Genomic DNA, 24,208 nt, shown 5'->3' with positions numbered 1-24,208 from the left:
GATGGCTGATAAAGAAAAAGATTCAAAGAAAGTGTCTAGAAGAAAATTTTTGGTCAAAGGCGGATTAGGAACCATAGGTGTGGTAGCTATTGGTGCCTACTTATTTAGAAGTCCTATTCGACGTCAAATTTTAGGCGTGGTAAATTCACTTGAAGCGCCTTATCTAGATAATATTGACCAACCAATGATTTGGTTTGAGGTGACTTCTGATAATAACATCCTATTACATTCTCCGAAAATGGAAATGGGGCAGGGCACATTTACCGGTATTGCCCAAATGGCTGCCGAAGAACTGTCTGTTTCTTTGAATCAAATTCAAGTAGTACATGCAGCTTCATCAACTGGAAATGTAGATAGTTTTGCCACTGGTGGTAGTACTTCTATATCTGGACTGTGGAAACCGCTTAGAGAACTTTCTGCCATGCTTCGGGTAATGCTTTTAAAAGAAGCTGCTCTTAAAATGAATGTAGATGTCGATCAGCTTTCTGTTGTAGATGGCGTTATATCCGGCAACGGAAAAACATTGACTTATGCGCAAGCGGCAGAGGGAGTTGAGAATTGGGAGGTGCCAGATGTTCCTGTATTAAAAGATGCTAAAGATTATAAATACATAGGTCAACCAATTGCTAGGGTTGATTTGGATGAGAAAGTATACGGAGATCCGATATTCGGTATGGATGCGGAAATGCCAGATATGCTTTATGGTGCCGTGGTTAGACCTACGAAAATAGGTTCAATTTTCGTCAGTGCAGATACTAAAGCAGCAGAGTATATGCCTGGTATAGTTAAGATTGTTGTTGAAGATGATTTTGTAGGTGTAGTGGCAAACTCTATGCTAGAAGCGGAGAAAGCAAAAGATGCCATTATCGTTGCATGGGATAGCTATGATAATTTAAATACCGAGGCAATCATAAAAATGATGACCGTGGGAAACGGAAATTCTTCGGCGATACAAAAGAACGGAGATTCTTTTGATGATCAAGATGAAGTAGTCACTTTAGAATTCAGAAGTCCTATAGGGGCGCATGCTCAAATTGAACCAAATGGTGTTGTTGCCTTTGTTGATGGCGATTGCGCTACTATAAAAATATCGACACAAGTTGTCGGCATTACTAGAAAAGAGGTTGCCAAACGTTTAGATTTAGATGTAGAAAATGTCAACGTTATACCTACCTATTTGGGTGGTGGTTTTGGTAGAAGATTACATACGCCGCATGCAGTTCAAGCGGCAATTATGTCTAAAGCTGTTGGCAAACCGGTAAAGTATTTCTTTAGTAGAAAAGAAGAATTTCAGCATGATATGTTTCGACCACCTACACATCATGTGATTAAAGGAAAATTAAATGCGGAGGGTTATTTAGACGGACTAGAACATCAGTTCGTGAGTGGTGATGTTGCCACCGATTCTGCTCTGATACCTAATGCACTTACCAACTTTTTGGGTGCCGATGTTGGTGCTATTCGTGGCGGATTCATTCAATACACTGCTATACCTAATTTTAAAGCGGAGTGCTGGCATGTAGAATTGCCTTTTGCTACCAGCTGGTGGCGTAGTTTGGGGTTGTTGGCTAATACGTTCGCCATGGAAAGTTTTATAGACGAAATGGCGTTAAAAGCAAATAAGAATGCGGTCGATTTTAGATTGCATCAAATAGCAGATGAACCAATTGACATTCGTTTAAAAAATGTAATTAAAGCAGCTGCTGAAAAAGCTAATTATAGCGAAGAAGTAAAAGATGGTCGTGCTATGGGTTTTGCTGCTTCTATAGATGCAAATACACCATGTGCACAGGTAGCAGAGGTTTCAATTGTTGATAATGAAATTGTGGTACATAAAGTAACTGTTGCAATGGATCCAGGTTTAGCTGTTAATCCTGATCAAATTCGTGCACAATGCGAAGGTTGTGTAATTATGGGGATGAGTGCCGTACTTTACGAGCAAATGTTTGTGGAAGACGGAGAATTAACGCCAACAATTTACGGACCTTATCAAATGGCTTTGATGAAGAATGCACCAAAAGAAATTGATGTAGTTTTATTGCAAGGTAAAGATACACCAGGTGCAGTAGGGGAGCCACCTCTAGGACCTATTGGAGCTGCGATTGCCAATGCTGTTAGACGCTTAACGGGAGAACGATTAACTGAATTACCACTAAAGCTTTCGAAGAAGGCTTAATAGAAGTTCTGATTATTGATTAGCATTTTTCTGATCAGCGATATTTTTGATCATTCCGCCAAAAATGAAGTAGTGAAACGGCACTATGCTGTACCAATATAATCTACCTCGTAGGCCACGTGGTCTAAAAGTTGCAGTTTGATGTAGTACATTGTTCTCATCAATCTTGAACTCTAACCATGCTTCGCCCGGTAATTTCATTTCGGCAAATAGTAATAGTCGTTTTGCTTTTTTATCGGCTAATAGTACCCGCCAAAAATCTAGCGAATCACCTGCAAATATTTTATGAGCATGCGTTCTACCACGTCTTAAACCGACACCACCAAAAAGCTTGTCCATAAATCCGCGTATTTTCCAGAGCCAGTTGCCGTAATACCATCCGGTTTCACCGCCAATGCTCCAAATGCGTTCTAATACTTCTTCGGGATTCGAGATTTTAAGTTGTTTATAATCTTTCAGAATACCATATTTAGGTACTTGTATATGTTTCTCTAAGTTGTCAACAAATCGACCGCTGATCATACTGTCTTTCCAGCTACTGACCACTAAATTTTGTTCTATTTTTTTAAAAGCTAAATCAATGGCTTCTTTGTAGGTGTGGGGAGTAATTCCGAGAATATCTTGCAATCGCGTGTCTTTTGCCACGACTTCAATCTTCATACTGTCTACCAGATTCAATGCCAATTTATATGAGGTTGAGGTGACAAAATATAACCAGTAGGAGGATAATTTCGGAGTCATAACGGGTACGGTCCAAATCCAGTTTTTGAAGCCCCTGACTTCTGCATATTTATGCAGCATTTCTTTATAGGTAAGTACATTGGGACCTGCAATGTCGAAGGAGTCGTTATATGTTTTTTCATTTCCTAATACACCTGTTAGAAATGCAATAACATCTCGTATGGCAATAGGTTGTGTTTTTGTCAATACCCATTTCGGCGTAATCATCACAGGTAATTTTTCACATAAATCTCGAATAATTTCAAAAGAAGAGCTTCCTGATCCTACAATGATGCCTGCTCTTAAAACAGTTAGGTTAAAATCACCTTGATAAAGAATATCCTCAACATTTTTACGTGACTGCAAGTGTTTAGAAAGGTTATTGTCATTCACAATTCCGCTCAAATAAATGACTTGTTTAATTTGAGTTTCTGCTACATATTTATTGAAGTTTTCAGCAGTCTTCGCTTCCATTTCATCAAAATCTTGAGTTGACGAACTCATGGAGTGAATTAGAAAATAAGCGGCATCTATATCTTGTGGAACTACATTTTCTTTGGGTTCTTCTAAAAAGTCAATTTCTATGACTTCTATTTGTTGCCTAGTTTCTTTGTCTACAGAAAGTCTGGTTTCATCACGTACAGCACAAACTATTTCATGCCCCATTTCTAATAGCTGCGGTAGAATACGCATACCTATATAACCATTGGCTCCTGTAAGTAGTATTTTCATTATTTGGGTATTTTGAACATTTTAAAAATGTAATAGAGGGGTAGTAGGGTTACGATAGCTACAATAATTATGGATAGACTTGATATTTTAAAACCTAAGTTGATTTCATGAGCTTGTAAAATAGTTTCTATAATTGTTGGAGTGGCTATAATCGATATTAACAAGTTCATGTATATCAGCATTTGCAATGACATTTTATAAATTCTTGGAGCATTTTTTTCTGTTACTTTAACAGGGTAATTCATATTCCATGGCTTTACCTTTTTAATAATTAGAAATAAAAGGGTATATGTTAATGCCATTATAATAGGAAGAGTCCAAATTGAATCTTTATGACCATAACCATTTACATCTCCCTTGTAATTAAAATGTGCAGGAATGCTATCTGGTAGATCAGTATAAAAAATGCCAATAATTATAAAATTGATTACTATCATAATCCACCCAATAGCAATTTGTCTTTGCTGATTTTTAGTAAATTTTATATCTATTTTGGGTAAATCTGCGAACATATTATAAATCTTCAATTGAGGTGGGTGCATTGTCAGCTTTGTAGCCTAATATTTTTTTAAAGAATTTCTGTACTGCTTTGGTGTCAGATTCTACTTTAATAAAATGATGGTCGCGGTAAATTGAATAAACAGATGCTTCACCTTTGTACATAGAGAGTTTATAGTAGGGTATTACCAAAGCATAAGATTCTAATAATGACCTAAACCCAACTATGATTCCATCAGGTCTCATTTCTATATTACAGATATCTCTATTATTATCTAAAATTAACAGGTTTCTTATCTCAACACTTGTTTCTGTAATGATCAATTTTGGTGAGCCAATACCGCCCATTGCCCATCGTTGTTTTAAGGTAAAAGGCTTGCCGACTGCATCATCTATTTTTCGAGTAGCCTCTTTATTGTTGTAAGATACATTTACAAGCATACGAATTCAATTACATTGTTTTTATTAAAGTTAGCGAAATGCCAAATGAATACAGCATCTGTTTACCTTAAAAGCCTAAAAAATGATTAGTTTTGCAGCCTTAATTAAACGTTTTGGTGAATATTCAAGAGGTACTATCAGATAAAGTAAAAGAAGCGGTTAAATCTATTTTTGACAAAGAATTGCCAAATGTAGAATTTCAACCTACCCGTAAAGATTTTGAAGGCGATATCACGATTGTGGTTTTCCCGATGTTGCGCGTGGTAAAGGGTAATCCGGTTCAAATTGGTGAGCAAATTGGGGCTTATTTAGAAGAACATGTAGATGCCGTTGCAGGCTTTAATGTTATTAAAGGCTTTTTAAATATTGTTATCAATGATGGTTTCTATTTAGATTTTTTCAATTCAATTTCTTCAGAGGAGAATTTCGGATTTGTAAAGGAGTCTGATGATGCCGTAATGGTAGAATATTCTTCTCCGAATACCAATAAGCCATTACACTTAGGTCATATTCGTAATAACTTATTAGGATATTCTGTTGCTGAAATTTTAAAGGCATCAGGTAAAAAAGTGTACAAGACCCAGATTATTAATGACCGAGGAATTCATATTTGTAAAAGTATGGTGGCTTGGCAGAAATTCGGAAACGGAGAAACGCCAGAGTCTACAGGGTTAAAAGGAGATAAGCTAGTTGGTAATTATTACGTTGCTTTTGATAAAGCGTATAAAGAACAAATAGCAACATTATTAGCAGAAGGTACTGACCAAAATGTTGCTGAAAAAGAAGCGCCGATCTTATTAGAAGCAAAAGATATGCTTTTGAAATGGGAGGCTGGAGATGCCGATACCGTTGAACTTTGGAAAACCATGAACGGATGGGTGTACAAAGGTTTTGAGGTTACTTACAAGAATTTAGGAGTTGATTTTGATAACCTATATTATGAAAGTGACACCTATCTTTTAGGTAAAGATGTTGTTGCTGAGGGATTAAAACAAGGTGTTTTCTTTAAGAAAGAAGATGGTAGTGTTTGGATTGATTTAACCGAAGACGGATTAGATGAGAAGATTGTTCTTCGATCAGACGGTACTGCGGTTTACATGACCCAAGATATTGGTACTGCGATACAACGTGTAAAAGACCACCCAGATGTAAATGGTATGGTGTACACAGTTGGTAATGAGCAAGATTACCACTTTAAAGTATTGTTCTTAATACTACAGAAACTCGGATTCTCTTGGTCTAACCAATTGCACCACCTTAGTTATGGTATGGTCGATTTGCCTAGTGGAAAAATGAAAAGTAGAGAAGGTACTGTTGTTGATGCCGATGATCTTATGGCTGATATGACGCAAACTGCCGCTACAATTTCTGAGGAATTAGGTAAGCTTGAAGATTATAATGAGGAAGAAAAGCAGTCGTTGTATAAGATGATTGGCTTAGGTGCCTTAAAATACTACATACTAAAAGTAGATCCTAAAAAACGAATTTTATTTGACCCTGAAGAGTCGGTAGATTTTCAAGGGAACACAGGTCCGTTTATTCAATACACCTATGCACGTATTCAGTCTATATTAAGGAAGGCAGAAAGTATGGGTATCGATAGTTCTAAGGATGCTCAGGTTACGGAATTACACGCGAAAGAAAAAGAGCTGATAAAACAACTTCAAATCTTCCCAGATATCATTCAATTGGCAGCGGAGAATTATAGTCCGGCATTGATTGCGAATTTTACTTATGATTTGGTGAAGGAATTTAATTCGTTCTACCAGCAAGTTTCTATACTTGGCGAGTCTGACGATGAGAAGAAAGTTTTACGTGTTCAGTTATCTAAAAAAGTAGCTGAGGTAATACAAGATGCATTCAAATTATTGGGTGTTGAAGTGCCTGAACGTATGTAACTTAGAAACTTATTCGAATGCTGGTATTGGGTGTAATACCTAATGATAAGCGTTCAATAGTTTCAATAGTATTATCATCTTGCAGTCTGTAATAGGTGTTTAGGGTATTTTGTCTATTCGTAATATTCAATACCGATACGCCAAAAATAGCATTCATTTTATCGCCCATTTTTAAGGTGTAATTTGCTGATGCATCTGTCCTGAAATATTCGGGTAATCTGCTACTATTAGGTTCTTCGTAATTTATTTCAGTAGGAAAAACAGTAGCATTTATGGGGTCATTTTCATCTGGTCGGGTAAATGGTTTTCCAGATTTGTAATTAATACCTATTCCTAATTTAAGATCACCAAGGGTATAGTTTCCTGCAAGGGTGATAGCATGTCTAACATCTAAATTGTTCGGAAATGTAGCTGGATTTAAGACATCAAATGTGTAATCGTTTTTATTGAAGGTGTAGCTAAGCCATGCGCTATAGTCGTTATTCTTTGTATTGATTAAGAATTCGGCTCCTTTAACTGCGTACGAGCCAATCTCTCCATCAAATTGATTCTGATTTTGGAAGCCTTGGGTGTACACGTTTATACCATTTACTTCTTTGTAAAAAGCATCTATGCCTACATATAATCTATTGGTATCATAATTAAAGCCAAAAGATCCTTGTTTGCTTTTGGTGATGGGTAAGGCATTGCCGTCAGAAAGTATCCATCTTCTTTTTTCTATACCTAGAAAGTTCTGTTCCAAATCGATAATCTGATTGGTAACCTGACTTTTATATTCGCCTAATACTTCGGTTTTAAAATTAGGTAGCAACTCATAACTAACATTAATGCGAGGTTCAAATATGTATTCTTGAAACGTATCTAGATTTTCGATATAGTTCAATCTTCCACCAATAAACCCAGTTAATTTCTCATCTTCTGAGCTATAGGATATTTCACTGAATAATCCGTGTTTACGTATAACACCTTTTATATTACTTGCAAATGGTGGCTGATTAACGTTGGTTGTATTTTCAATTCCTGTTTCAGTAAATTCATAACCGTTCATCCAATTTAAATGCTCTCCAATTTTGTAATAGGTGGTGAGTTTAATATTAGACTCTTTTACTAGATTATTCTGTTCTAACTGCTGAGCATCATTATTTGATATGGATAGGGCATCCAAGTCATACTGCGTGTAGTAGAAACTTAATTGAGATGATAAATCATCTGTCCATTCGCTTTGTAATTCGCTACCAATTGAAAAATTATCTTGATTCAGATTACTTCTATTTGGAGCAATAGTATCACTAGTTGTTTCGAGATAATTTAGGTTATTGCTCATGTTAATTAAGCTGATACTCGCTTTCTGATACGGATTGATTTCATACATAAACTTCGCCGTGAAATCATAGAAATAGAATTCGCTCTCACTATTTACTTCGGTATCTTGAAATGCCTTTTCTGAGAAGGTAGTGTACGTGGGAGTGTTCAAAAAATCGGTGTATGATCTACGGGCAGATACTTGTAACGCCATGTTATCTTGAATGGGGATTTCACCAAAAACATCGCCCGAGATTAAATTGAATCCGGCTCCGCCGGTAATGTTTAATGGTAACTCATCTTTGGTGTGCATGCTCAAAGTTCCGCTAATACCATCACTATACATGGCAGATGTACCATTTTTGATGATGGTTACTTTTTCCGTCACATACGGATTGAATGCTGATATTAACCCGAAAAAATGTCCGGTTTGGTACATTTTAATTCCGTCCCAAAGAATAAGATTTTGGTCATTTGTGCCACCTCGTATATTAATGTCAGATACCGTTTCATCAACACTCTTAATTCCCGGTAAAGCCTGTACGGTCTGCAGAATGTCTGGTTCACTTACTCCCGGTAGAATTCCGAATTCTGCGGGACTCAATTCAAAACCTGCGTTGTTAAGTTTATTTAATCCTGTGGTTAGAAACTGCGTTACAATTACTTCATCTAACTCTTGATAACTAAGTGCCATGGCAATGGTTTTGCAATCGGAAGTTTTTGAAAGTTCTTTTGCTTCAATAAAAATGGGCTTGTAACCAAGATGTTTTATATAGACTAATGAGTTTATGGGGACATTTTCAAAGCTGAAAGAACCGTTTTCATCTGTAACTCCAGAGAGGTCAGATTCGTAAATTTCAACTGTGGCACCGGGTATATTGTTTTCTTCAAAGTTGTCGAAAATATAACCACAGATAGAAATGGTTGTTGTTTTGGTTAGAGTGTAATAACGGTCGTTTAATTTGTTGATGGTTATTCCCGTTGCTTCCCTTAATTCGGTGAGAATTTCATCAAGAGCATTGGATGTTGGTTTTGTGATGTACACAGTATTAACATCGGTATCGGCATAAGAGAATTTTATCTCAAATTTAGATTGTAGTTCAGATAAGAAATCGCGTAATGCAACACTATCTTTTGTTGTGGTTTGGGCATAGCTCGCCCCACTGAAAATCAGTAAGAAAAATAAGGTGATAAAAGTATTAAGGTGCTTCTTCAGCATAGAACAGCACTTTGTTCCCATCTAAGTTAAACTTAATTTGTAAAGGAACGCTTATGCTTTTTAGGGCAAGGTCTAAATTTTCATTGCTAAACGAGCCTGTAAAAAGTTGTGCGGTATCAATATTCTTTGCCGTAACGGTAATATTAAATTGTCGTTGCAATTCATCTAAGACATAATGTAACGGAATACTTGTAAAAGAACTCTCTTTAGACAACCAAGAAGGTTGGCCATCTACGATAGCTTTAGACATGGTGCTTTTTCCATTTATTGCAAGCAATGAATTCCCTGCAAGTAGTTTGGTTTCTTCACCGTTGATCGTGACACTTACCAAACCTTCAAAACAGGTGACTTCAAAATAGTCCTCTCTAGTTTCTACATTAAATTGAGTTCCTAAAACAGTAACCAATCCTTCAGCCGTTTCTACGGTGAATTTTTTTCCTTTGGCAACTTTGAAATAAGCTTCTCCTTTAAGATCTACATTTCTGTTGGAATTCCATTTTTTTTCACTGAAGGCCAATTCAGATTCAGCATTCAAGATAACTTCAGAAGTATCTGGTAGGGTGATTGATTTGTTCTCGGCGTATTCCGTTGTATAAGATTCGTTCAAAGTATTTAAATAAAAGAACGACGCGGTAAGTAATACGGCAACTACAGCTGCAACACGAAGAAACTTCTTGAATGGTGATAAGATAAATACCTTGGTTTCTTCTACGGTCTTCGTTTGCTCAATAGATTCCCATGCTTTATCCATATCAAATTCAGGAGATTCTAGCTGTGCCGCCGACTCCTTAATTTTCTGATATGTTTCATAAGCTTCCGACTTTTTGAATTCCGCCAACTCGGCTTCGGTCAATTCATCATTAAGCCATTTTGCTAAGTAATTGTCTTGCATGTTTTTAGCTTTGTATTAGTATAACAACTAAGTAGATGAATACCCTACTTTTTTATTTTTTTATTTTTGTATTAAGTATTAAGTATTAAGTATTAAGTATTAAGTATTAAGTATTAAGTATTAAGTATTAAGTATTAAGTAAAAAGTATTATTTTATTTCCAACAACCAACAACCAACAACCAACAACCAACAACCAACAACCAATTAAATTCCATCAATCTGCTCCCTCAAACTCTTCAGTGCCAAATGCATCCTTTTTTCGATTGCTTTGACGCTTACACCTTCCATTTCTGCGATCTCGGCATATTTTTTTCCATCAATCCTATTTAATAAAAAAGTAGTGCGTTGATTTTCTGGCAGACTATTCAAAGCGTTATCTAATTTTTCTTTGAACTGATTTTCCTCCATAATAAACTCCGGAGATTCATTGGTAGTCTTTAAAGTAGCATCGGCATATTTTAACCGAACCTTTTCTGCCTTAATAATATTTAGGTACAGGTTATTGGCAACGGTATATAAATATGATTTTGCTTTTTCTGGTGCCACCTTGGCGCAATTCTCCCATAGCTTTACAAATGCTTCTTGTACAGCATCGTTTGCTTTCTCTTCATTACCAAATTTGTAATAAATATAATTGAAGATGGATTTAGACGTTTCGTTAAAAACACTTTTGTAAACCTGTTCTTCGCACACATTTAGTTGTTGGTCTGCTTTCAATAGATTGCTTTTCATCAAAGATATTTGAAAAAAAATAAAAAAGAAGGTAGGGTATTTTTAAAGTCGGTTGTTTTAGAAACATAATAACAAACAATACCAAGTCATTATGAAAAAGATTTTTAAATATGCAATGTATGTTAGCCTACTAACAATTGCGCTGAGCTTTACTGCTTGTCAAGATGAGATCGAAGAAATTAATAACGGAGAAGAGCCGACAGCAATTACAGCAAATTCTGCTACAGCAGATTTAATTCAACGTACCAGTTCTAACGATGGTTCTTGCGATAATATCGTTGATGGTACAAGTTGTTTTCAAATCAATTTTCCGTATACGGTTAAGGTAAACGGAATAACACTTACCATTGAGTCTGAAGATGATATTGAGCAGATAGAAGAAATTTTTGATAGTATAGATGATGATGAAAATCTTCTAGATATCATTTTCCCTGTTACCATTACTGCGGGTGACTTCTCTGAATTTACTATTAATGGATTAGACGAATTACGTTCATTAGCTGCAGATTGTAAAGAAGGTGGCGAAGATGATGATATCGAATGTATAGATTTTGTGTATCCTATGACTATGTTCACCTTTAATGTCAACTTAGAGCAGACCAGTACTGTTGAGGTTACAAGTGATCGAGAACTACGTTTATTCTTCAAAGATTTAGGCGACGACAACTTAATAAGTTTTGATTTTCCCGTGACTTTAAAATTGTCTGACGAAACTACGATTGTAGTAGAAAGCAATCAAGAATTAGCCATTGCGATTGAGAATGCAAAAGATGATTGTGATGAAGATGACGACGATGATTACAACGATGATGATTTTGACCAAGATGAATTAAATGAAGAATTGATCGAGTGTGTATGGTTTGTTACAGAATTTAAAAGAGACAATGTTGACCAGACTCCGCAATACGTAAACTACATTTTAAACTTTAAAGAAGATGGTACGGTTAGTACTGGGTTTAACGGTGCAACTGTAGTTGAAGGTACTTGGACAACAACCGTTGGCGATGATGGCGCAAAACTTACGATGGAATTCGAGAACTCTACCGATTTCAATTTAGAATGGAATGTCTACGACTTAGGTGATGATAAAATCAAATTATACAATGGCGATGGTAACCGTATTGTAATGAAGCAATTCTGTGATGAAGATTTAGAAGAAGTAACTGCTGAAAGCATTTCAGAAACATTGAGCGATTGCGCATGGATCATTAAAAGATTGAAAAATAACGGTGATCAGATTGATGGATTATTTGGTGCTGAACTTGAATTTCAAGTAGAAGGCGTTTTAATACTTACTAATGATGCTGAGGTTTCTGAGGGTACTTGGGTGGTGACGACCAATCAGCAAGGTAGATGGGTGGTAGCCATGACAATGAACGACGAGCCAACGGTAAGTTTCGATTGGTTGTTGACAGATCTTAAAGACGGAATAGTAAAATTCAATGTAGAAGAGGAATTCTATGAACTAGTAATCGTTAAAAAATGTATTGATGAAGACGATGAAGAGGAAGATATCACTTTCATTAAAAGCATATTCAATAATACGGAATGGGATGTGGCTTACTTCGCAGAAAATGATGATGAGTCTACAGTACTTTTTGCAGATGTAAAATTATACTTGGAAAATGACGGCACTTTAGAAGTTAGAAATTTAGAAGGAGAAGTCTATAGCAATGGCACGTGGTTTGTATATAGAAATACATTTAGCGGTAAGTTAGAAATGATAATTTCTTTCGAAGCAGGTAGTAATTACGAGCCGTTGGCAAATGATTATCAGATATTAGAGATAGATGAAACAAGAATAGAGCTTAAACATGAAAATGATACTGGTTTATATGACCATTTAGTTTTAGAAAGATAGTAAGATTAGAACATCCAGAAATATACCGTCAACAGTAAAGAGTTGGGCCTCGTTGGCGGTATTGATGGAGGTTTTGAACTTGCAGCTTATGAAAATGTAATACCTTTTTTGCCCCACAACTAAGTTTAGAGCATCCATTTATAGTGGATGCTCTTTTGTTTTGTTTATTTTCTGGCACTTGCTACGAATTTTACATTGATATTATTAAATTTGTAACCCCTTAAAAAAGAAAAGAATGTTCGATAATTTAAGCGATAAGCTAGACAAGGCATTACATGTACTAAAAGGACATGGTCAGATTACAGAAATTAATGTTGCAGAGACTACCAAAGAAGTACGCCGAGCCTTATTGGATGCGGATGTTAACTTTAAAATAGCCAAAGAATTTACCAATAGGGTAAAAGAAAAGGCGTTGGGGCAAGATGTATTGACCACCTTACAACCTGGTCAGTTAATGGTCAAGATTGTAAAAGATGAACTTACCCAATTAATGGGTGGTGAGTCAGAAGGTATTAATCTGTCCGGGAATCCATCGGTTATTTTAATGTCTGGTTTGCAGGGATCTGGTAAAACTACCTTTTCTGGTAAACTTGCCAATTTCCTAAAAACAAAAAAATCTAAAAAGCCGTTATTGGTTGCTTGTGATGTATACCGTCCGGCGGCAATTGATCAGTTGCACGTAGTTGGTGAGCAGATAGATGTACCTGTATATTCAGATAGGGAAAATACAGATCCAGTCGCTATAGCACAAGCAGGTATTGCAAAGGCAAAGGCGGAAGGGTATAATGTGGTTATAATTGATACCGCTGGTCGTTTAGCTGTAGATGAGAAAATGATGGCAGAGATATCTGACATTCATAAAGCGATTCAGCCGCAAGAGACTTTGTTCGTAGTAGATTCTATGACCGGTCAAGATGCTGTGAATACAGCAAAAGCTTTCAACGATATCTTGAATTTTGATGGTGTTATCTTAACCAAGTTAGATGGTGATACCCGTGGTGGTGCCGCTATTTCTATTAAATCTGTGGTAGATAAGCCAATTAAGTTCATTGGTACTGGAGAGAAGATGGAAGCTATTGATATTTTCTACCCATCACGTATGGCAGATCGTATCTTGGGTATGGGTGATGTGATATCACTTGTAGAAAGGGCTCAAGAACAGTTTGATGAAGAGGAGGCTAGAAAGATCCAAAAGAAGATTGCCAAGAATAAATTCGGATTCGATGATTTTCTGAGCCAAATTCAGCAAATCAAGAAGATGGGTAATATGAAAGACCTTATGGGGATGATTCCTGGAGCGGGAAAAGCCTTAAAAGGTTTGGATATTGATGATGATGCTTTCAAGCATATAGAAGCTATTATATATTCTATGACTCCAGAAGAACGTTCTACACCATCTAAATTAAATGCAAGTAGAAAAAAACGTATTGCAAAAGGTTCTGGAAGAGAAGTTCAAGAAATCAATCAGCTTTTAAAGCAGTTTGATCAAATGAGCAAAATGATGAAAATGATGCAAGGTGGCGGCGGTAAGAAGATGATGCAGATGATGGGTGCCATGAAAGGAATGAAATAACAACCAAACTACACAACTTAAAAAGAAGCGGATATGGAATTATTGGATGGTAAAAAAGTATCCAACGAAATAAAAGAAGAAATCAAGGCAGAGGTTGCCAAGATGAAAGAACGTGGTGAAAAAGTACCACACTTAGCAGCAATTATTGTTGGTAGTGATGGCGCTAGTTTAACTTACGTAGGTAGTAAAGTGCGTTCTTGCGAGCGTATCGGTTTTGAATCTACTTTAATTCAAATGCCGAGTACCACTTCTGAGCAAGAATTATTGAACAAGATTAAAGAATTGAACGTTGATGATGATATCGATGGTTTTATTGTTCAATTGCCTTTACCAGAGCAAATAGATACCCAAAAGGTGATTATGGCCGTTGATCCAGATAAAGACGTTGACGGATTTCACCCTACCAACTTCGGTAAAATGGCGTTAGATATGAGTACGTTCATACCTGCTACTCCGTTCGGTATTCTTGAATTACTGGAACGTTATAAAGTAGATACAAAAGGGAAACATACTGTAGTTATTGGTCGTAGCCATATTGTGGGTAGACCAATGAGTATTTTAATGGGTAGAAAAGGATGGCCAGGTAACTCGACCGTAACACTTACTCATAGCCACACTAAAAATATTACACAGATTATTTCGCAGGCAGATATTGTTATCTCTGCATTGGGAGTGCCAAAATTCTTGAAAGCAGAAATGGTAAAAGATGATGCGGTTGTAATAGATGTGGGTATTACTAGAGTACCAGACGAAACTAAAGAAAAAGGATATTATATTACGGGTGATGTTGACTTTGAAAATGTAAGTAAAAAAGCATCGTACATTACTCCCGTTCCTGGTGGTGTTGGTCCTATGACCATTGCAATGCTATTGAAAAATACATTGTTAGCTCGTGAGAGACATAGAAGTAGAAATTAGATTTCTTTAAAATCATAAAATGAGCCTTGCAATACTATTGTAAGGCTTTTTTTATGCCGGTAATTTATTGATGGTTACTCCCGTTTCAGTAGTGTCATTCGGTGTTAAGATGTCGATGTCATTGCTATCATCATAATCGCAACTTGCTACTAATGTTATCGAAACTCCGATTAATAAGGTGTATAATAATTTTTTCATAGCATAGGTTTTTAGGTGCAATACTAAAAGGTCATGTATTTAAAACGTTGAAATTTTAGTCTTGGTATTTGATGTGATTATAGAATACTGTACCTTTTGTGAAACATTTATCCTTATGAGAAAAATTCTTTTGGTTCTAGTGGTCGTAGCTTTTGTAATGGGGTGCTCAGAACCTCCTAAATTAGAGCATAAGTTTACAATTGATGTTAGTTATTCAGCTGAGGTAGATTCTTTGGCAAAAGATGGTAGGTTACTACTAATGCTTTCTTCAGATGATAGCAATGAACCAAGGTTTCAGATTAATGACGGACTCAAAACGCAACTCATTTTCGGTATGAATGTGGAGAATTGGGCTAAAGATTCTGTGCTGACTTTTGATGAAATTGTATTTGGTTATCCATACGAAAGTTTAAAAGATGTACCACCTGGGGAATATAATGTGCAGGCACTTTTAAACGTGTATGAAACTTTTAACCTTTCTACCGGTCATACAGTTAAGTTGCCTATGGATAATGGCGAGGGGCAGCAATGGCAAAAATCTCCTGGTAATTTATATAGTAAGCCTTTTAAAATTAGAGTTGCAAGTAACGGCTTTGAAAATGTGTCGGTTGATTTAGATCAAGTAATTGCGCCAATTGCAGAACCAGAAGATACTAAGTGGATAAAACACGTAAAGGTGAAGTCAGAAAAGCTTTCTGAGTTTTGGGGAAGAGATATTTTCTTAGGAGCTCATGTGTTGCTCCCAAAGGGATTTGAGGAGCATCCGGAAGCTAAGTATCCTTTAATGGTTTTTCACGGACATTTTCCTTCAGATTTTGGCGGATTCAGAACTACACCTCCAGATCCTAAAATGAAACCAGAATATTCTGAACGATTTAGTTTAGAAGGGTATAATGTTATAGAACAGCAAGAAGCCTATGATTTTTATAAGCGATGGAACGAACCAGATTTCCCTCGTTTTATTATTATTGAAATTCAGCATCCTACACCATATTATGATGATTCTTATGCAGTGAATTCTGCAAGTCAAGGTCCGTATGGTGATGCCATTACCTATGAATTGATTCCGGAAATAGAAAAACAATTTAGAGGAATGGGAGAGGGGTGGTCTCGTTTTCTTTATGGTGGTTCTACCGGTGGTTGGGAAGCTTTGGCAGTACAGGTGAAATACCCAGATGAATATAACGGTTGTTTTGCGGCATGCCCAGATCCCATAGATTTTAGAGCGTATACCTTAACGAATATATATGAAGATGAAAATGCCTACTTCTATAAGAGTGCACATAAAACATTAGAAGTGCCATCGCATCGTAATTACCTAGGGCAAATACAATCTACCTTAAAACAAGGAAATCATTTAGAATTGGTGTTGGGAGATAAATCGAGATCCGGACAACAATGGGATATTTGGGAAGCAACCTATTCTCCACAAGGTGATGATGGTTACCCAGAGCGGATTTGGGATAAAAAGACCGGCGATATCGATCCTAAGGTAGCTGAATACTGGAAAGAGAATTTCGATCTTCGTCATATTCTAGAACGCGATTGGGATAAGCTGGGTGATAACCTAAAAGGGAAAATTCATATTTATTGTGGCGATATGGATAATTACTATCTAAACAATGCGGTGTATTTAATGGAAGATTTCTTAGAGAGTACTACCGAACCTTATTATGAAGGCGAGGTTTTATATGGAGATCGAGACGAACATTGTTGGAACGGAGATCCAGACCAACCTAACGCTATTACTCGTTTAAGATACAACAGCATGTACGTGCCTAAGATTATGGAGCGTATAGAGAAAAGTGCTCCTAAAGGGGCAGATTTGACAAGTTGGAGGTATAAATAAGACACAAGGTTTAAACATGAAATACAGAAGATTCGGTCGTACAGATTGGCAAGTAAGTGAAATAGGATACGGAATGTGGGGAATGGCCGGTTGGACGGCAAGTGATGATGTCCAATCTGCAAAATCATTAGACTTGGCAGTTGAAAACGGAGTCAACTTCTTTGATACCGCTTGGGGTTATGGAGAAGGGCATAGTGAGGAGTTATTGGGAGAGTTGGTTAAAAGACATCCTTCGAAGAAATTATATACAGCGAGTAAAATTCCGCCAAAAAACTTTAAATGGCCAGCAAAACCTGAATATGCTTTTGAGGACTCTTATCCTACAGAACATCTAATGGAATACATCCATAAGACTTTAAAGAATTTAGGGTTGGAACAAATAGACCTTATGCAATTTCATACCTGGGATGACGGTTGGAGTGACCGAGAAGAATGGCAACGCGTTATTGAAGATTTAAAGACTTCGGGTAAAGTAGCTGCAATGGGTATTAGTATGAATCGTTGGGAGCCTGAAAATGGAATAAAAGCCTTAAAAACAGGATTGTTAGATGCTGTACAGGTCATCTACAACATATTCGATCAAGCACCAATAGATAACTTGTTTCCGCTCTGTAAAGAGCTAGACATAGCAACCATTGCACGTGTACCTTTTGATGAAGGAACATTGACCGGTACTATGACCAAAGAAACCACTTTCCCTGAAGGCGATTGGCGTGGCACCTATTTTGTGCCTGAGAATTTAATTTCTTCGGTAGAGCATGCAGATGCTTTACGCCCTTTGATACCTGAAGGTATGACCATGGCAGAAATGGCACTTCGTTTTATATTGATGAACGATAATGTCGGTACTACAATACCGGGTATGCGTAAGCAACGTAATGTGTTGGCTAATACTGCCACTAGTGATGGTAAATTACTATCTAATGAACTGTATGAAGAGTTAAAAAAGCATCGTTGGGACAGAGTGCCGACATCTTGGTCGCAGTAGTATTTTAGCTAGATTTAATACAGGTAGTGTTATTAGGTTGTTTTAACCAACATAAAAAATTAATGAAAATAGTACAGATTATTGGTTCTCAAAAAAAAGAATTTGAACTAATTAACGAAACCGAATTACATATTAAGGAAAAATATTTATTGAGTTCTACGGAGAAGACTATTGACATAGAATATATTGGTCATCAAAAATCAGTAGTAACACATTCTAGAAAAGGCTTAAATATTATAGGAATTTTTTTTGTTTTTATAGCTATAACTTGTTGGATTGTACCATTTTTCGAAGAAACTCCGAACGAGAAACTCGATATTTTAGTTTGGGGTGGACTCTTTATGCTCTTACTTGGTTTTGTATGTTTTAAAGCCCCAATGAACAATACAATTACTCTAAGCGGAGGATATGAACTTCGTTTTTTTTTGGATTCACCTTCTAGAAAAGAAGTAGAAATTTTTGTTGATGGTCTTATAAATTTATCGAAAGAAAAGATAAAGAACAAATATTCTAGAATTGATGCTGACTTGCCAGAAGAAACATTTATGAATCAATTGAGCTGGTTACTTAACAATAAATTTATCAGTGAAAAGGAATACATTGAAAAGAAAAATGAATATAAAATATCTAGATTAACGAGATAAAATCTAAATACTATAAATAATATTTCGTTTAGGCAAAATATATAAATTGCTTATGTCAATACTAGTTAGCTTCATCACTAATTAATAGTAAAAAATAATACATTTTTTGAATAAATAATTATACTCGCTTACTTCGCAAACAACTGCCCCATATCTTTAAAAGCTTTAAACTCTAAAGCATTACCTGCTGGGTCATAGAAAAACATGGTAGCTTGTTCGCCAACTTTACCTGCAAAACGAACATATGGTTCAATGACGAACTTTACACCTTTTGATTTCAGCTCCTCTGAAAAGCTTTGAAATACATCCCAAGGTAAAACTACTCCGTAATGTGGTACGGGAACATCATGACCATCTACAGGATTATGGTGAACGCTTTCTGTCTCAGATTTAGGTTTGTAATGGATCACTAATTGATGTCCGAATAAATTGAAATCTACCCAGTGGTCACTACTACGACCTTCTTCGCAATTTAAGATATCTCTATAAAAAGTTCTGCATTCCGCTAAGTTATGAACGGGAATGGCAATGTGGAAAGGTGTTACGTTTTGCATAATCAGTTATTTCTTAAGGCTGAAATTAACTCTTTTTTGCTCATTTTCGAACGTCCGTCAATACCAATTTCTTTAGCTTGGTCATAAAGCTCTTTTTTAGTTCTTTCTTCATAGGTAGAAGCTTTACCGCCTTTCTTTCCTGCATCTTTAGTATTTGCAATACGTGCAGCTTTTTCTTTACTGTATCCTTTGTCTACTAAAGCTTCGTATTGCTCTTCGTTCTGTATTTGTGGTATGTTGTTTGATTTTGCCATTTTAATTTTAAATTTAAATAAAAAGTGACTTTTGGGTGTGCTGTATACAATCGGAAATTATCCTTCTAAAAAAGAAACAATCTTTTCATTTACCCCATCTTGGTGCATAGAATGCCCTAATCCTTCTGTACTTACCAATTCACTTCCCTTCCAATGTTTATGCACATCAACAGAGGCATGGTACGGAGCTATCATATCAAATTTGTCATGAAAGAGTAATCCTTTTTTCGTATTGCTTTGAACAAACTTAGAACTTGAAAATTCGGCTACCGTAAATTGGAATTTGTTGTACACTAAGTTTTTCAGTGCTTTTAAAACCTTGTCATTGAAACCTAGCAAGTTTTTATAATGCGTAAGAATTTCATGAAATTCTGATGGCGAACCTATGGTGACTATTTTTTCAATGGTTTCGTTAGGGTGTATAGATTCATTATACAACACAGACATGCCGCCCATGGAATGCCCTATAACAACAGTTGGTCGGTATTTGTTCAGTACTTGCTGTACGGCTTCTGCATAAAGTGGTACATGTAGCATACTGCCCGAAGAATACCCGTGTGCGGGCGCATCAAAAGCAATGATATTATAATCTGCTTTTTGTAATCTTTCTATGAGTTTATGCCAACGCCAGGTATTGCTTTCCCAACCGTGTACTAGTAAAACGGTTGCTTTGCTTCCGCGCCAATTGTAAACTTGAATTTCATTTTGATCTAATGATAATACCTCTAGTTTGGCTTGGTCTAAAAATGCTTTTTGATTTGGTAGAACGCGACCTTTTCTAACCTTTGTAAATACTGAAAAAGCCTTGTAAGCGGCTTTCTTTGGAGAAAACCATACAAGGATATTAAAGTAGAATCCGATTAATTTAGGTATAAGCTTTTGAAGGAATACTGGCACCTGATAAAATTTTGAAATGTATAAAAGCTATCCGAAGGATATCAAATTTTAGGGTTTTAAGAATATCAATCCCAACCGACCATCATGTATTTTACTTTTGCAGTATCTGGTATTTGTACCTCTTCAATAGTGCTATTAGCATTATATCGAAGGCTTTCAGGTAGTTCTTTTTTGTCTATGGTGAAATAAAGATCACTATCCTTCAGTAAAACCACTACATTATTAATTGCGCTTATGATTTTTTTAATCGGGTAGTTTTCTCGTATTTCTTTGAAAGTGCTTATTTTAGAAATGCCCTTATCTGTTACGAAGCGTTCATCATTGACCAGTACATTTTGTATGGTAGCAATGCTATCGTTATTTGGTGTTAAGGTCAATAATAAAGCCCCACCTTTTTCGTAAATTTTTATTTTACTGGCACCATTACCGAAATTTAGCTTCACGGTATCTTGTACTACCGAGTCTTTTTCAAAAATTAATTCAATATCACGTGCTAAGCTTTGCTTTGATAATCTACCAACTTGATCACCAGATATTTGAAAATCTGTATTCTTCTCATCTGTGCAATTTATTAGTAAACCACAGCAGAAAATTAATAAAAGGGTATATCTAAACTTCATATGCTATCTCATCACTTTTTTTAATACTCCAAGTACACCTCTAATAAAAGTAGCACTTGTTAATACTTTAATCACCGGGTTTTGTCTTGTGCTTGTTCTGCTAGATGTTTTTCTAGCAGCCGGTTTGTTCTTTTCTTTTTCCGCCAATTTCTCTGCTTTCTCAATCTTTTCGTTCAAGATTTCATAAGCACTTTCTCGATCAATTACTTCACCATATTTTTTTACTAGTGAAGATCTATCATTTACCTCTTTTAATTCTTTATCGGTCAATACATCCATACGGCTCATAGGTGCACGTAATAATGTAGCCGCAAGTGGCGTAGGTCTACCTTTTTCATCTAATGCAGATATTAAAGCTTCACCAATACCCAATGAGGTAAGTACTTCTTTGGTATCGTAAAACTCAGATTCTGGGTAGTTTTCTGCCGTCAATTTAATTGCTTTTCTATCTCTAGCGGTAAATGCCCGTAATGCATGTTGCACTTTTAACCCTAATTGCGACAATACATCATTTGGTACATCTGTTGGGTTTTGGGTTACAAAATACAAACCAATACCTTTTGAACGTATCAGTTTAACAATACTTTCTATTTGATCCAATAATGCTTTTGAAGCTTCTTTAAAAATAAGATGTGCTTCGTCTATGAACAAAATTAACTCTGGTCTGTCACTATCGCCTTGCTCTGGGAAGGTGTCATATATTTCTGCTAGTAGACTTAACATAAATGTAGAGAATAACTTAGGTCTGTCTTGAATATCTGTTAGGCGTAAAATGTTGATATAGCCTCTGCCTTGCTCATCGATACGAGTTAGGTCATTTACATCGAAAGACTTTTCACCGAAAAACAATTCAGCACCTTGTTGCTCTAACTCAATAATTTTTCTAAGAATGGTACCGGTAGAACTTGTAGAAATACGACCGTATTCTTTTGTGAATTCTGCCTTGCCGGCTCCTGTTGCATATTGCAATACTTTTTTGAAATCTTTTAAATCTAGCAATGGCATTTTTTGGTCATCGCAGTATTTGAATACTACGGCAACAATACCCGATTGCGTTTCAGAGAGGTCAAGTATACGTGATAATAATACTGGTCCGAATTCAGAAACCGTGGCTCTCAACTTTACACCATCTTGTTCAGATAACGAAAGTATTTCTACAGGAAAGCTACTTGCTTCAAATGGGAAACCGATTTTAGCATGACGTTCATCAATTTTAGCGTGACCGGGACTAGGTTGTGCCAATCCGCTTAAATCTCCTTTTAAATCCATCAACATTACAGGAATACCTTTTTCAGATAAATTCTCTGCAAGCACTTGCAATGTTTTTGTTTTACCAGTACCCGTAGCACCTGCAATAAGCCCGTGCCTGTTTAAAGTTTTTAACGGAATTTTCACGAATGCATTAGTAACCGCTTCACCATTTAGCATAGCTGCGCCCATATTAATGTAATCGCCTTTCGTAGCATATCCCTTTTCTATATGCTCAAAAAAATCTTCGGTACCGGCCATTTTATATATTTTCGATAAAAATAGGGGATTTTTAACCAAACCTAAAGACATGTGTAGCCTTAAATATCACGACTTTTTAACATTTGACGTACGAACAGTACGCGCCTGAGTACAGAATTTACCGATGCGTACTTCTAATAGAATTTGTCAACTAAAACGTATCTTTGCCGAATGAAAAATGAGGAGGTACTTGAGAAAGTGAATAAAGGGGTGTATTTACCCTTAATGGAAGAGTTTTACACAATACAGGGTGAAGGCTTTCATAAAGGAACTGCAGCTTACTTTATTCGTGTTGGCGGGTGTGATGTTGGTTGCCATTGGTGCGATGTAAAAGAGAGCTGGAATGCAGAAACGCATCCGCCTACTGCCATTGAGCAAATTGTTGATAATGCCGCTAAATATTCTGATACTATTGTGATTACAGGCGGAGAACCTTTAATGTGGGATATGAACCCAATTACAAAAGCATTAAAGGATAAAGGTCTAAAAACACATATTGAAACTTCTGGGGCCTATACACTTTCGGGCGATTGGGATTGGATCTGTCTTTCACCAAAAAAGAACAAATTACCTGAAGGTCGTATTTACGACGAAGCCCATGAGCTAAAGGTGATTGTTTATAACAAGCACGATTTAATTTTTGCTGAAGAGCAAGCTGCGAAAACTAATGCCAATTGCATTTTATACTTGCAACCAGAATGGAGTGTTAGCGATAAGGTTGTGCCTATGATTGTGGACTATGTGATGAAAAATCCGAAATGGAAAGTGTCATTGCAAACGCACAAGTATTTAAATATCCCTTAAAATTTAAGGTTCTTTATTAACGCCCTCCGTTAGCTTGAATATCTAATACACATTCGGCATCTAATGGCACCGTGTTTGTAGTTTTAGCAGTATGCTGTTGTAACAAGCTTAAAACGGTTGTGCCAGATAATCTACAGCCAGATTTTACGCCGTCTTCATATTGAGCAAGAGTATTTGATTGTAAAGATTTACCAGAAGACCCACCGAATTGTAATTCTGCACGCATAAGGCAAACAGCTTGGTTGCAATGGTTATCAGGAACTAATTGTCCGTCTTCATTTTCAGATTCAGACTCATGGTCATTTACCATATCAGAACCTAAATTGACCAAACCGAAAAGGTGTCCGAATTCATGATTTAAAGTGGTGGTTTCTACATCTGCTTCGCTAATAGAAGAACTTAAACTAGCTAAATCTCTTACGGTAGCTTCATGTATAACCATAGAAGTGTTGCGGTAAACAGCACCTAACGTTACAAGACCGCCTTCTAAATCATCACCTTCTGCCGGTGCATCTGCAAAGTAAATATAGATAGCCAATGTGCTACCTGTATTAAAGGCTGTTCTGTTCGAGGTTTCTAAATCTGCAATTTCTTGTAATGTAAGCTCATCTTCTGACGGACTAGATAATTCTTTATATACTAATTCAATATCTTCTTTGAAGGTGTGCTCTTTTAGATACGCTGTAAAATCTGTCATTGCAGCTTCGGTCGGATTAAAACCGGTAACATATGCTATTTCAATTAGAAGTTTATCGTAGGTATCGTTAGAGAGAATGTCTTTGGCAGAATCTCCTGTTGCCTGTAAATTAGAAGTCTTGTCAACCTTGGCTTCTGAGCTATCATTATCAGAAGAATTTTTGGAGCAAGAAACAGCAAGTGCTAGAATACTAATTAGCAATAAACTTTTGAGCTTATTCATAAAATTGTT

The 24,208-nt window shown here is 36.3% G+C and carries 22 protein-coding genes; 9 read left to right on the top strand and 13 right to left on the bottom strand.

From position 1 onward, the window contains the following. Position 1 precedes the first annotated feature (1 nt). Positions 2-2,176, top strand: coding sequence for a molybdopterin cofactor-binding domain-containing protein (locus tag ACJJVT_RS12460; protein ID WP_405399098.1), 2,175 nt, complete (start codon positions 2-4; stop codon positions 2,174-2,176). 12 nt (positions 2,177-2,188) lie between these two features. Here the strand turns inward: ACJJVT_RS12460 and ACJJVT_RS12455 are convergent, their stop codons facing one another. Genes ACJJVT_RS12455 through ACJJVT_RS12445 form a run of 3 tightly spaced genes read right to left on the bottom strand, consistent with a single transcriptional unit; the run spans position 2,189 to position 4,567 of the window. Continuing rightward, positions 2,189-3,628, bottom strand: coding sequence for an SDR family oxidoreductase (locus ACJJVT_RS12455; protein ID WP_405399097.1), 1,440 nt, complete (start codon positions 3,626-3,628; stop codon positions 2,189-2,191). Beyond that, the gene (locus ACJJVT_RS12450) at positions 3,628-4,140 is read right to left on the bottom strand and encodes a DUF1648 domain-containing protein (RefSeq protein ID WP_405399096.1); all 513 of its coding nucleotides are present in this window, start codon (positions 4,138-4,140) and stop codon (positions 3,628-3,630) included. The genes ACJJVT_RS12455 and ACJJVT_RS12450 overlap by 1 nt, the downstream gene beginning before the upstream one ends. 1 nt (position 4,141) lies before the next feature. Further along, entirely contained in the window at positions 4,142-4,567 is a 426-nt protein-coding gene (locus ACJJVT_RS12445; RefSeq protein WP_405399095.1) for a hypothetical protein, read from the bottom strand. A 116-nt stretch (positions 4,568-4,683) separates the two neighbouring features. Between ACJJVT_RS12445 and argS the strand changes: the two genes are divergently transcribed. Continuing rightward, positions 4,684-6,465, top strand: coding sequence for an arginine--tRNA ligase (gene argS / locus ACJJVT_RS12440; protein WP_405399094.1), 1,782 nt, complete (start codon positions 4,684-4,686; stop codon positions 6,463-6,465). A gap of 1 nt (position 6,466) precedes the next feature. Here the strand turns inward: argS and ACJJVT_RS12435 are convergent, their stop codons facing one another. The 3 genes from ACJJVT_RS12435 to ACJJVT_RS12425 all read right to left on the bottom strand — a co-directional run bounded on the left by ACJJVT_RS12435 (position 6,467) and on the right by ACJJVT_RS12425 (position 10,611). After that, the gene (locus tag ACJJVT_RS12435) at positions 6,467-8,986 is read right to left on the bottom strand and encodes a carboxypeptidase-like regulatory domain-containing protein (RefSeq protein WP_405399092.1); all 2,520 of its coding nucleotides are present in this window, start codon (positions 8,984-8,986) and stop codon (positions 6,467-6,469) included. Beyond that, positions 8,967-9,878 carry a FecR family protein gene (locus tag ACJJVT_RS12430; protein ID WP_405399090.1) on the bottom strand — a complete coding sequence of 304 codons (912 nt, stop codon included), beginning with the start codon at positions 9,876-9,878 and terminating at the stop codon, positions 8,967-8,969. Before ACJJVT_RS12430 ends, ACJJVT_RS12435 begins: the two co-directional genes overlap by 20 nt. Before the next feature lie 205 nt (positions 9,879-10,083). Then, positions 10,084-10,611 carry an RNA polymerase sigma factor gene (locus ACJJVT_RS12425; RefSeq protein ID WP_405399088.1) on the bottom strand — a complete coding sequence of 176 codons (528 nt, stop codon included), beginning with the start codon at positions 10,609-10,611 and terminating at the stop codon, positions 10,084-10,086. 91 nt (positions 10,612-10,702) lie between these two features. Here ACJJVT_RS12425 and ACJJVT_RS12420 point away from each other — a divergent pair, with 91 nt between their 5' ends. The 3 genes from ACJJVT_RS12420 (at position 10,703) to ACJJVT_RS12410 (ending at position 14,963) form a co-directional block, all read left to right on the top strand. Continuing rightward, positions 10,703-12,472, top strand: a complete 1,770-nt coding sequence (locus ACJJVT_RS12420) for a hypothetical protein (RefSeq protein ID WP_405399087.1) — start codon at positions 10,703-10,705, stop codon at positions 12,470-12,472. Between the two features lie 235 nt (positions 12,473-12,707). Continuing rightward, positions 12,708-14,045, top strand: a complete 1,338-nt coding sequence (ffh, locus tag ACJJVT_RS12415) for a signal recognition particle protein (RefSeq protein WP_405399085.1) — start codon at positions 12,708-12,710, stop codon at positions 14,043-14,045. A gap of 33 nt (positions 14,046-14,078) precedes the next feature. Then, positions 14,079-14,963 (top strand): bifunctional 5,10-methylenetetrahydrofolate dehydrogenase/5,10-methenyltetrahydrofolate cyclohydrolase, encoded by an 885-nt coding sequence (locus ACJJVT_RS12410; RefSeq protein ID WP_036152216.1) that lies wholly within the window; start codon positions 14,079-14,081, stop codon positions 14,961-14,963. Between the two features lie 51 nt (positions 14,964-15,014). Here the strand turns inward: ACJJVT_RS12410 and ACJJVT_RS12405 are convergent, their stop codons facing one another. After that, positions 15,015-15,161, bottom strand: coding sequence for a hypothetical protein (locus ACJJVT_RS12405; RefSeq protein ID WP_405399082.1), 147 nt, complete (start codon positions 15,159-15,161; stop codon positions 15,015-15,017). Between the two features lie 115 nt (positions 15,162-15,276). Here ACJJVT_RS12405 and ACJJVT_RS12400 point away from each other — a divergent pair, with 115 nt between their 5' ends. From ACJJVT_RS12400 to ACJJVT_RS12390, 3 genes are all read left to right on the top strand, one after another. Next, complete coding sequence (locus tag ACJJVT_RS12400; RefSeq protein WP_405399081.1) at positions 15,277-17,010, top strand: alpha/beta hydrolase-fold protein; 1,734 nt, start codon at positions 15,277-15,279, stop codon at positions 17,008-17,010. A 16-nt stretch (positions 17,011-17,026) separates the two neighbouring features. Then, complete coding sequence (locus ACJJVT_RS12395) at positions 17,027-17,998, top strand: aldo/keto reductase (protein WP_405399079.1); 972 nt, start codon at positions 17,027-17,029, stop codon at positions 17,996-17,998. Positions 17,999-18,060: 62 nt separating this feature from the next. Further along, positions 18,061-18,642 (top strand): hypothetical protein, encoded by a 582-nt coding sequence (locus ACJJVT_RS12390; RefSeq protein WP_405399078.1) that lies wholly within the window; start codon positions 18,061-18,063, stop codon positions 18,640-18,642. Positions 18,643-18,770: 128 nt separating this feature from the next. Here the strand turns inward: ACJJVT_RS12390 and ACJJVT_RS12385 are convergent, their stop codons facing one another. The 5 genes from ACJJVT_RS12385 to ACJJVT_RS12365 form a co-directional block, all read right to left on the bottom strand. Beyond that, positions 18,771-19,196: a VOC family protein gene (locus ACJJVT_RS12385; protein WP_299320990.1), complete on the bottom strand. Its 426-nt coding sequence runs from the start codon at positions 19,194-19,196 to the stop codon at positions 18,771-18,773. A gap of 2 nt (positions 19,197-19,198) precedes the next feature. Then, positions 19,199-19,450 carry a Rho termination factor N-terminal domain-containing protein gene (locus tag ACJJVT_RS12380; protein ID WP_299796917.1) on the bottom strand — a complete coding sequence of 84 codons (252 nt, stop codon included), beginning with the start codon at positions 19,448-19,450 and terminating at the stop codon, positions 19,199-19,201. 57 nt (positions 19,451-19,507) lie between these two features. After that, positions 19,508-20,347 (bottom strand): alpha/beta fold hydrolase, encoded by an 840-nt coding sequence (locus ACJJVT_RS12375; protein ID WP_405399076.1) that lies wholly within the window; start codon positions 20,345-20,347, stop codon positions 19,508-19,510. Between the two features lie 65 nt (positions 20,348-20,412). After that, positions 20,413-20,967 (bottom strand): hypothetical protein, encoded by a 555-nt coding sequence (locus ACJJVT_RS12370; RefSeq protein WP_299320983.1) that lies wholly within the window; start codon positions 20,965-20,967, stop codon positions 20,413-20,415. A 3-nt stretch (positions 20,968-20,970) separates the two neighbouring features. Beyond that, entirely contained in the window at positions 20,971-22,476 is a 1,506-nt protein-coding gene (locus ACJJVT_RS12365; protein ID WP_405399074.1) for a helicase HerA-like domain-containing protein, read from the bottom strand. 171 nt (positions 22,477-22,647) lie between these two features. Between ACJJVT_RS12365 and ACJJVT_RS12360 the strand changes: the two genes are divergently transcribed. Continuing rightward, the gene (locus ACJJVT_RS12360) at positions 22,648-23,280 is read left to right on the top strand and encodes a 7-carboxy-7-deazaguanine synthase QueE (RefSeq protein ID WP_405399073.1); all 633 of its coding nucleotides are present in this window, start codon (positions 22,648-22,650) and stop codon (positions 23,278-23,280) included. A 16-nt stretch (positions 23,281-23,296) separates the two neighbouring features. Here the strand turns inward: ACJJVT_RS12360 and ACJJVT_RS12355 are convergent, their stop codons facing one another. Further along, the gene (locus ACJJVT_RS12355) at positions 23,297-24,199 is read right to left on the bottom strand and encodes a hypothetical protein (protein ID WP_405399071.1); all 903 of its coding nucleotides are present in this window, start codon (positions 24,197-24,199) and stop codon (positions 23,297-23,299) included. Positions 24,200-24,208 lie beyond the last annotated feature (9 nt).

The organism is Maribacter sp. Asnod2-G09, from assembly GCF_045063795.1.
GTDB lineage: Bacteria > Bacteroidota > Bacteroidia > Flavobacteriales > Flavobacteriaceae > Maribacter.
This window is presented reverse-complemented; position numbering and strand designations above follow the sequence as displayed.

What these genes read in the sequence shown, in the direction of transcription:
- ACJJVT_RS12435 (WP_405399092.1), bottom strand. Translation starts at nt 8,986, where the DNA reads ATGCTGAAGAAGCACCTTAATACTTTTATCACCTTATTTTTCTTACTG.
- ACJJVT_RS12460 (WP_405399098.1), top strand. Translation starts at nt 2, where the DNA reads ATGGCTGATAAAGAAAAAGATTCAAAGAAAGTGTCTAGAAGAAAATTT.
- ACJJVT_RS12365 (WP_405399074.1), bottom strand. Translation starts at nt 22,476, where the DNA reads ATGGCCGGTACCGAAGATTTTTTTGAGCATATAGAAAAGGGATATGCT.
- ACJJVT_RS12430 (WP_405399090.1), bottom strand. Translation starts at nt 9,878, where the DNA reads ATGCAAGACAATTACTTAGCAAAATGGCTTAATGATGAATTGACCGAA.
- ACJJVT_RS12395 (WP_405399079.1), top strand. Translation starts at nt 17,027, where the DNA reads ATGAAATACAGAAGATTCGGTCGTACAGATTGGCAAGTAAGTGAAATA.
- ACJJVT_RS12390 (WP_405399078.1), top strand. Translation starts at nt 18,061, where the DNA reads ATGAAAATAGTACAGATTATTGGTTCTCAAAAAAAAGAATTTGAACTA.
- ACJJVT_RS12410 (WP_036152216.1), top strand. Translation starts at nt 14,079, where the DNA reads ATGGAATTATTGGATGGTAAAAAAGTATCCAACGAAATAAAAGAAGAA.
- ACJJVT_RS12425 (WP_405399088.1), bottom strand. Translation starts at nt 10,611, where the DNA reads ATGAAAAGCAATCTATTGAAAGCAGACCAACAACTAAATGTGTGCGAA.
- ACJJVT_RS12455 (WP_405399097.1), bottom strand. Translation starts at nt 3,628, where the DNA reads ATGAAAATACTACTTACAGGAGCCAATGGTTATATAGGTATGCGTATT.
- ACJJVT_RS12355 (WP_405399071.1), bottom strand. Translation starts at nt 24,199, where the DNA reads ATGAATAAGCTCAAAAGTTTATTGCTAATTAGTATTCTAGCACTTGCT.
- ACJJVT_RS12420 (WP_405399087.1), top strand. Translation starts at nt 10,703, where the DNA reads ATGAAAAAGATTTTTAAATATGCAATGTATGTTAGCCTACTAACAATT.
- ACJJVT_RS12405 (WP_405399082.1), bottom strand. Translation starts at nt 15,161, where the DNA reads ATGAAAAAATTATTATACACCTTATTAATCGGAGTTTCGATAACATTA.
- ACJJVT_RS12360 (WP_405399073.1), top strand. Translation starts at nt 22,648, where the DNA reads ATGAAAAATGAGGAGGTACTTGAGAAAGTGAATAAAGGGGTGTATTTA.
- ffh (WP_405399085.1), top strand. Translation starts at nt 12,708, where the DNA reads ATGTTCGATAATTTAAGCGATAAGCTAGACAAGGCATTACATGTACTA.
- ACJJVT_RS12445 (WP_405399095.1), bottom strand. Translation starts at nt 4,567, where the DNA reads ATGCTTGTAAATGTATCTTACAACAATAAAGAGGCTACTCGAAAAATA.
- ACJJVT_RS12385 (WP_299320990.1), bottom strand. Translation starts at nt 19,196, where the DNA reads ATGCAAAACGTAACACCTTTCCACATTGCCATTCCCGTTCATAACTTA.
- ACJJVT_RS12450 (WP_405399096.1), bottom strand. Translation starts at nt 4,140, where the DNA reads ATGTTCGCAGATTTACCCAAAATAGATATAAAATTTACTAAAAATCAG.
- ACJJVT_RS12400 (WP_405399081.1), top strand. Translation starts at nt 15,277, where the DNA reads ATGAGAAAAATTCTTTTGGTTCTAGTGGTCGTAGCTTTTGTAATGGGG.
- ACJJVT_RS12380 (WP_299796917.1), bottom strand. Translation starts at nt 19,450, where the DNA reads ATGGCAAAATCAAACAACATACCACAAATACAGAACGAAGAGCAATAC.
- ACJJVT_RS12370 (WP_299320983.1), bottom strand. Translation starts at nt 20,967, where the DNA reads ATGAAGTTTAGATATACCCTTTTATTAATTTTCTGCTGTGGTTTACTA.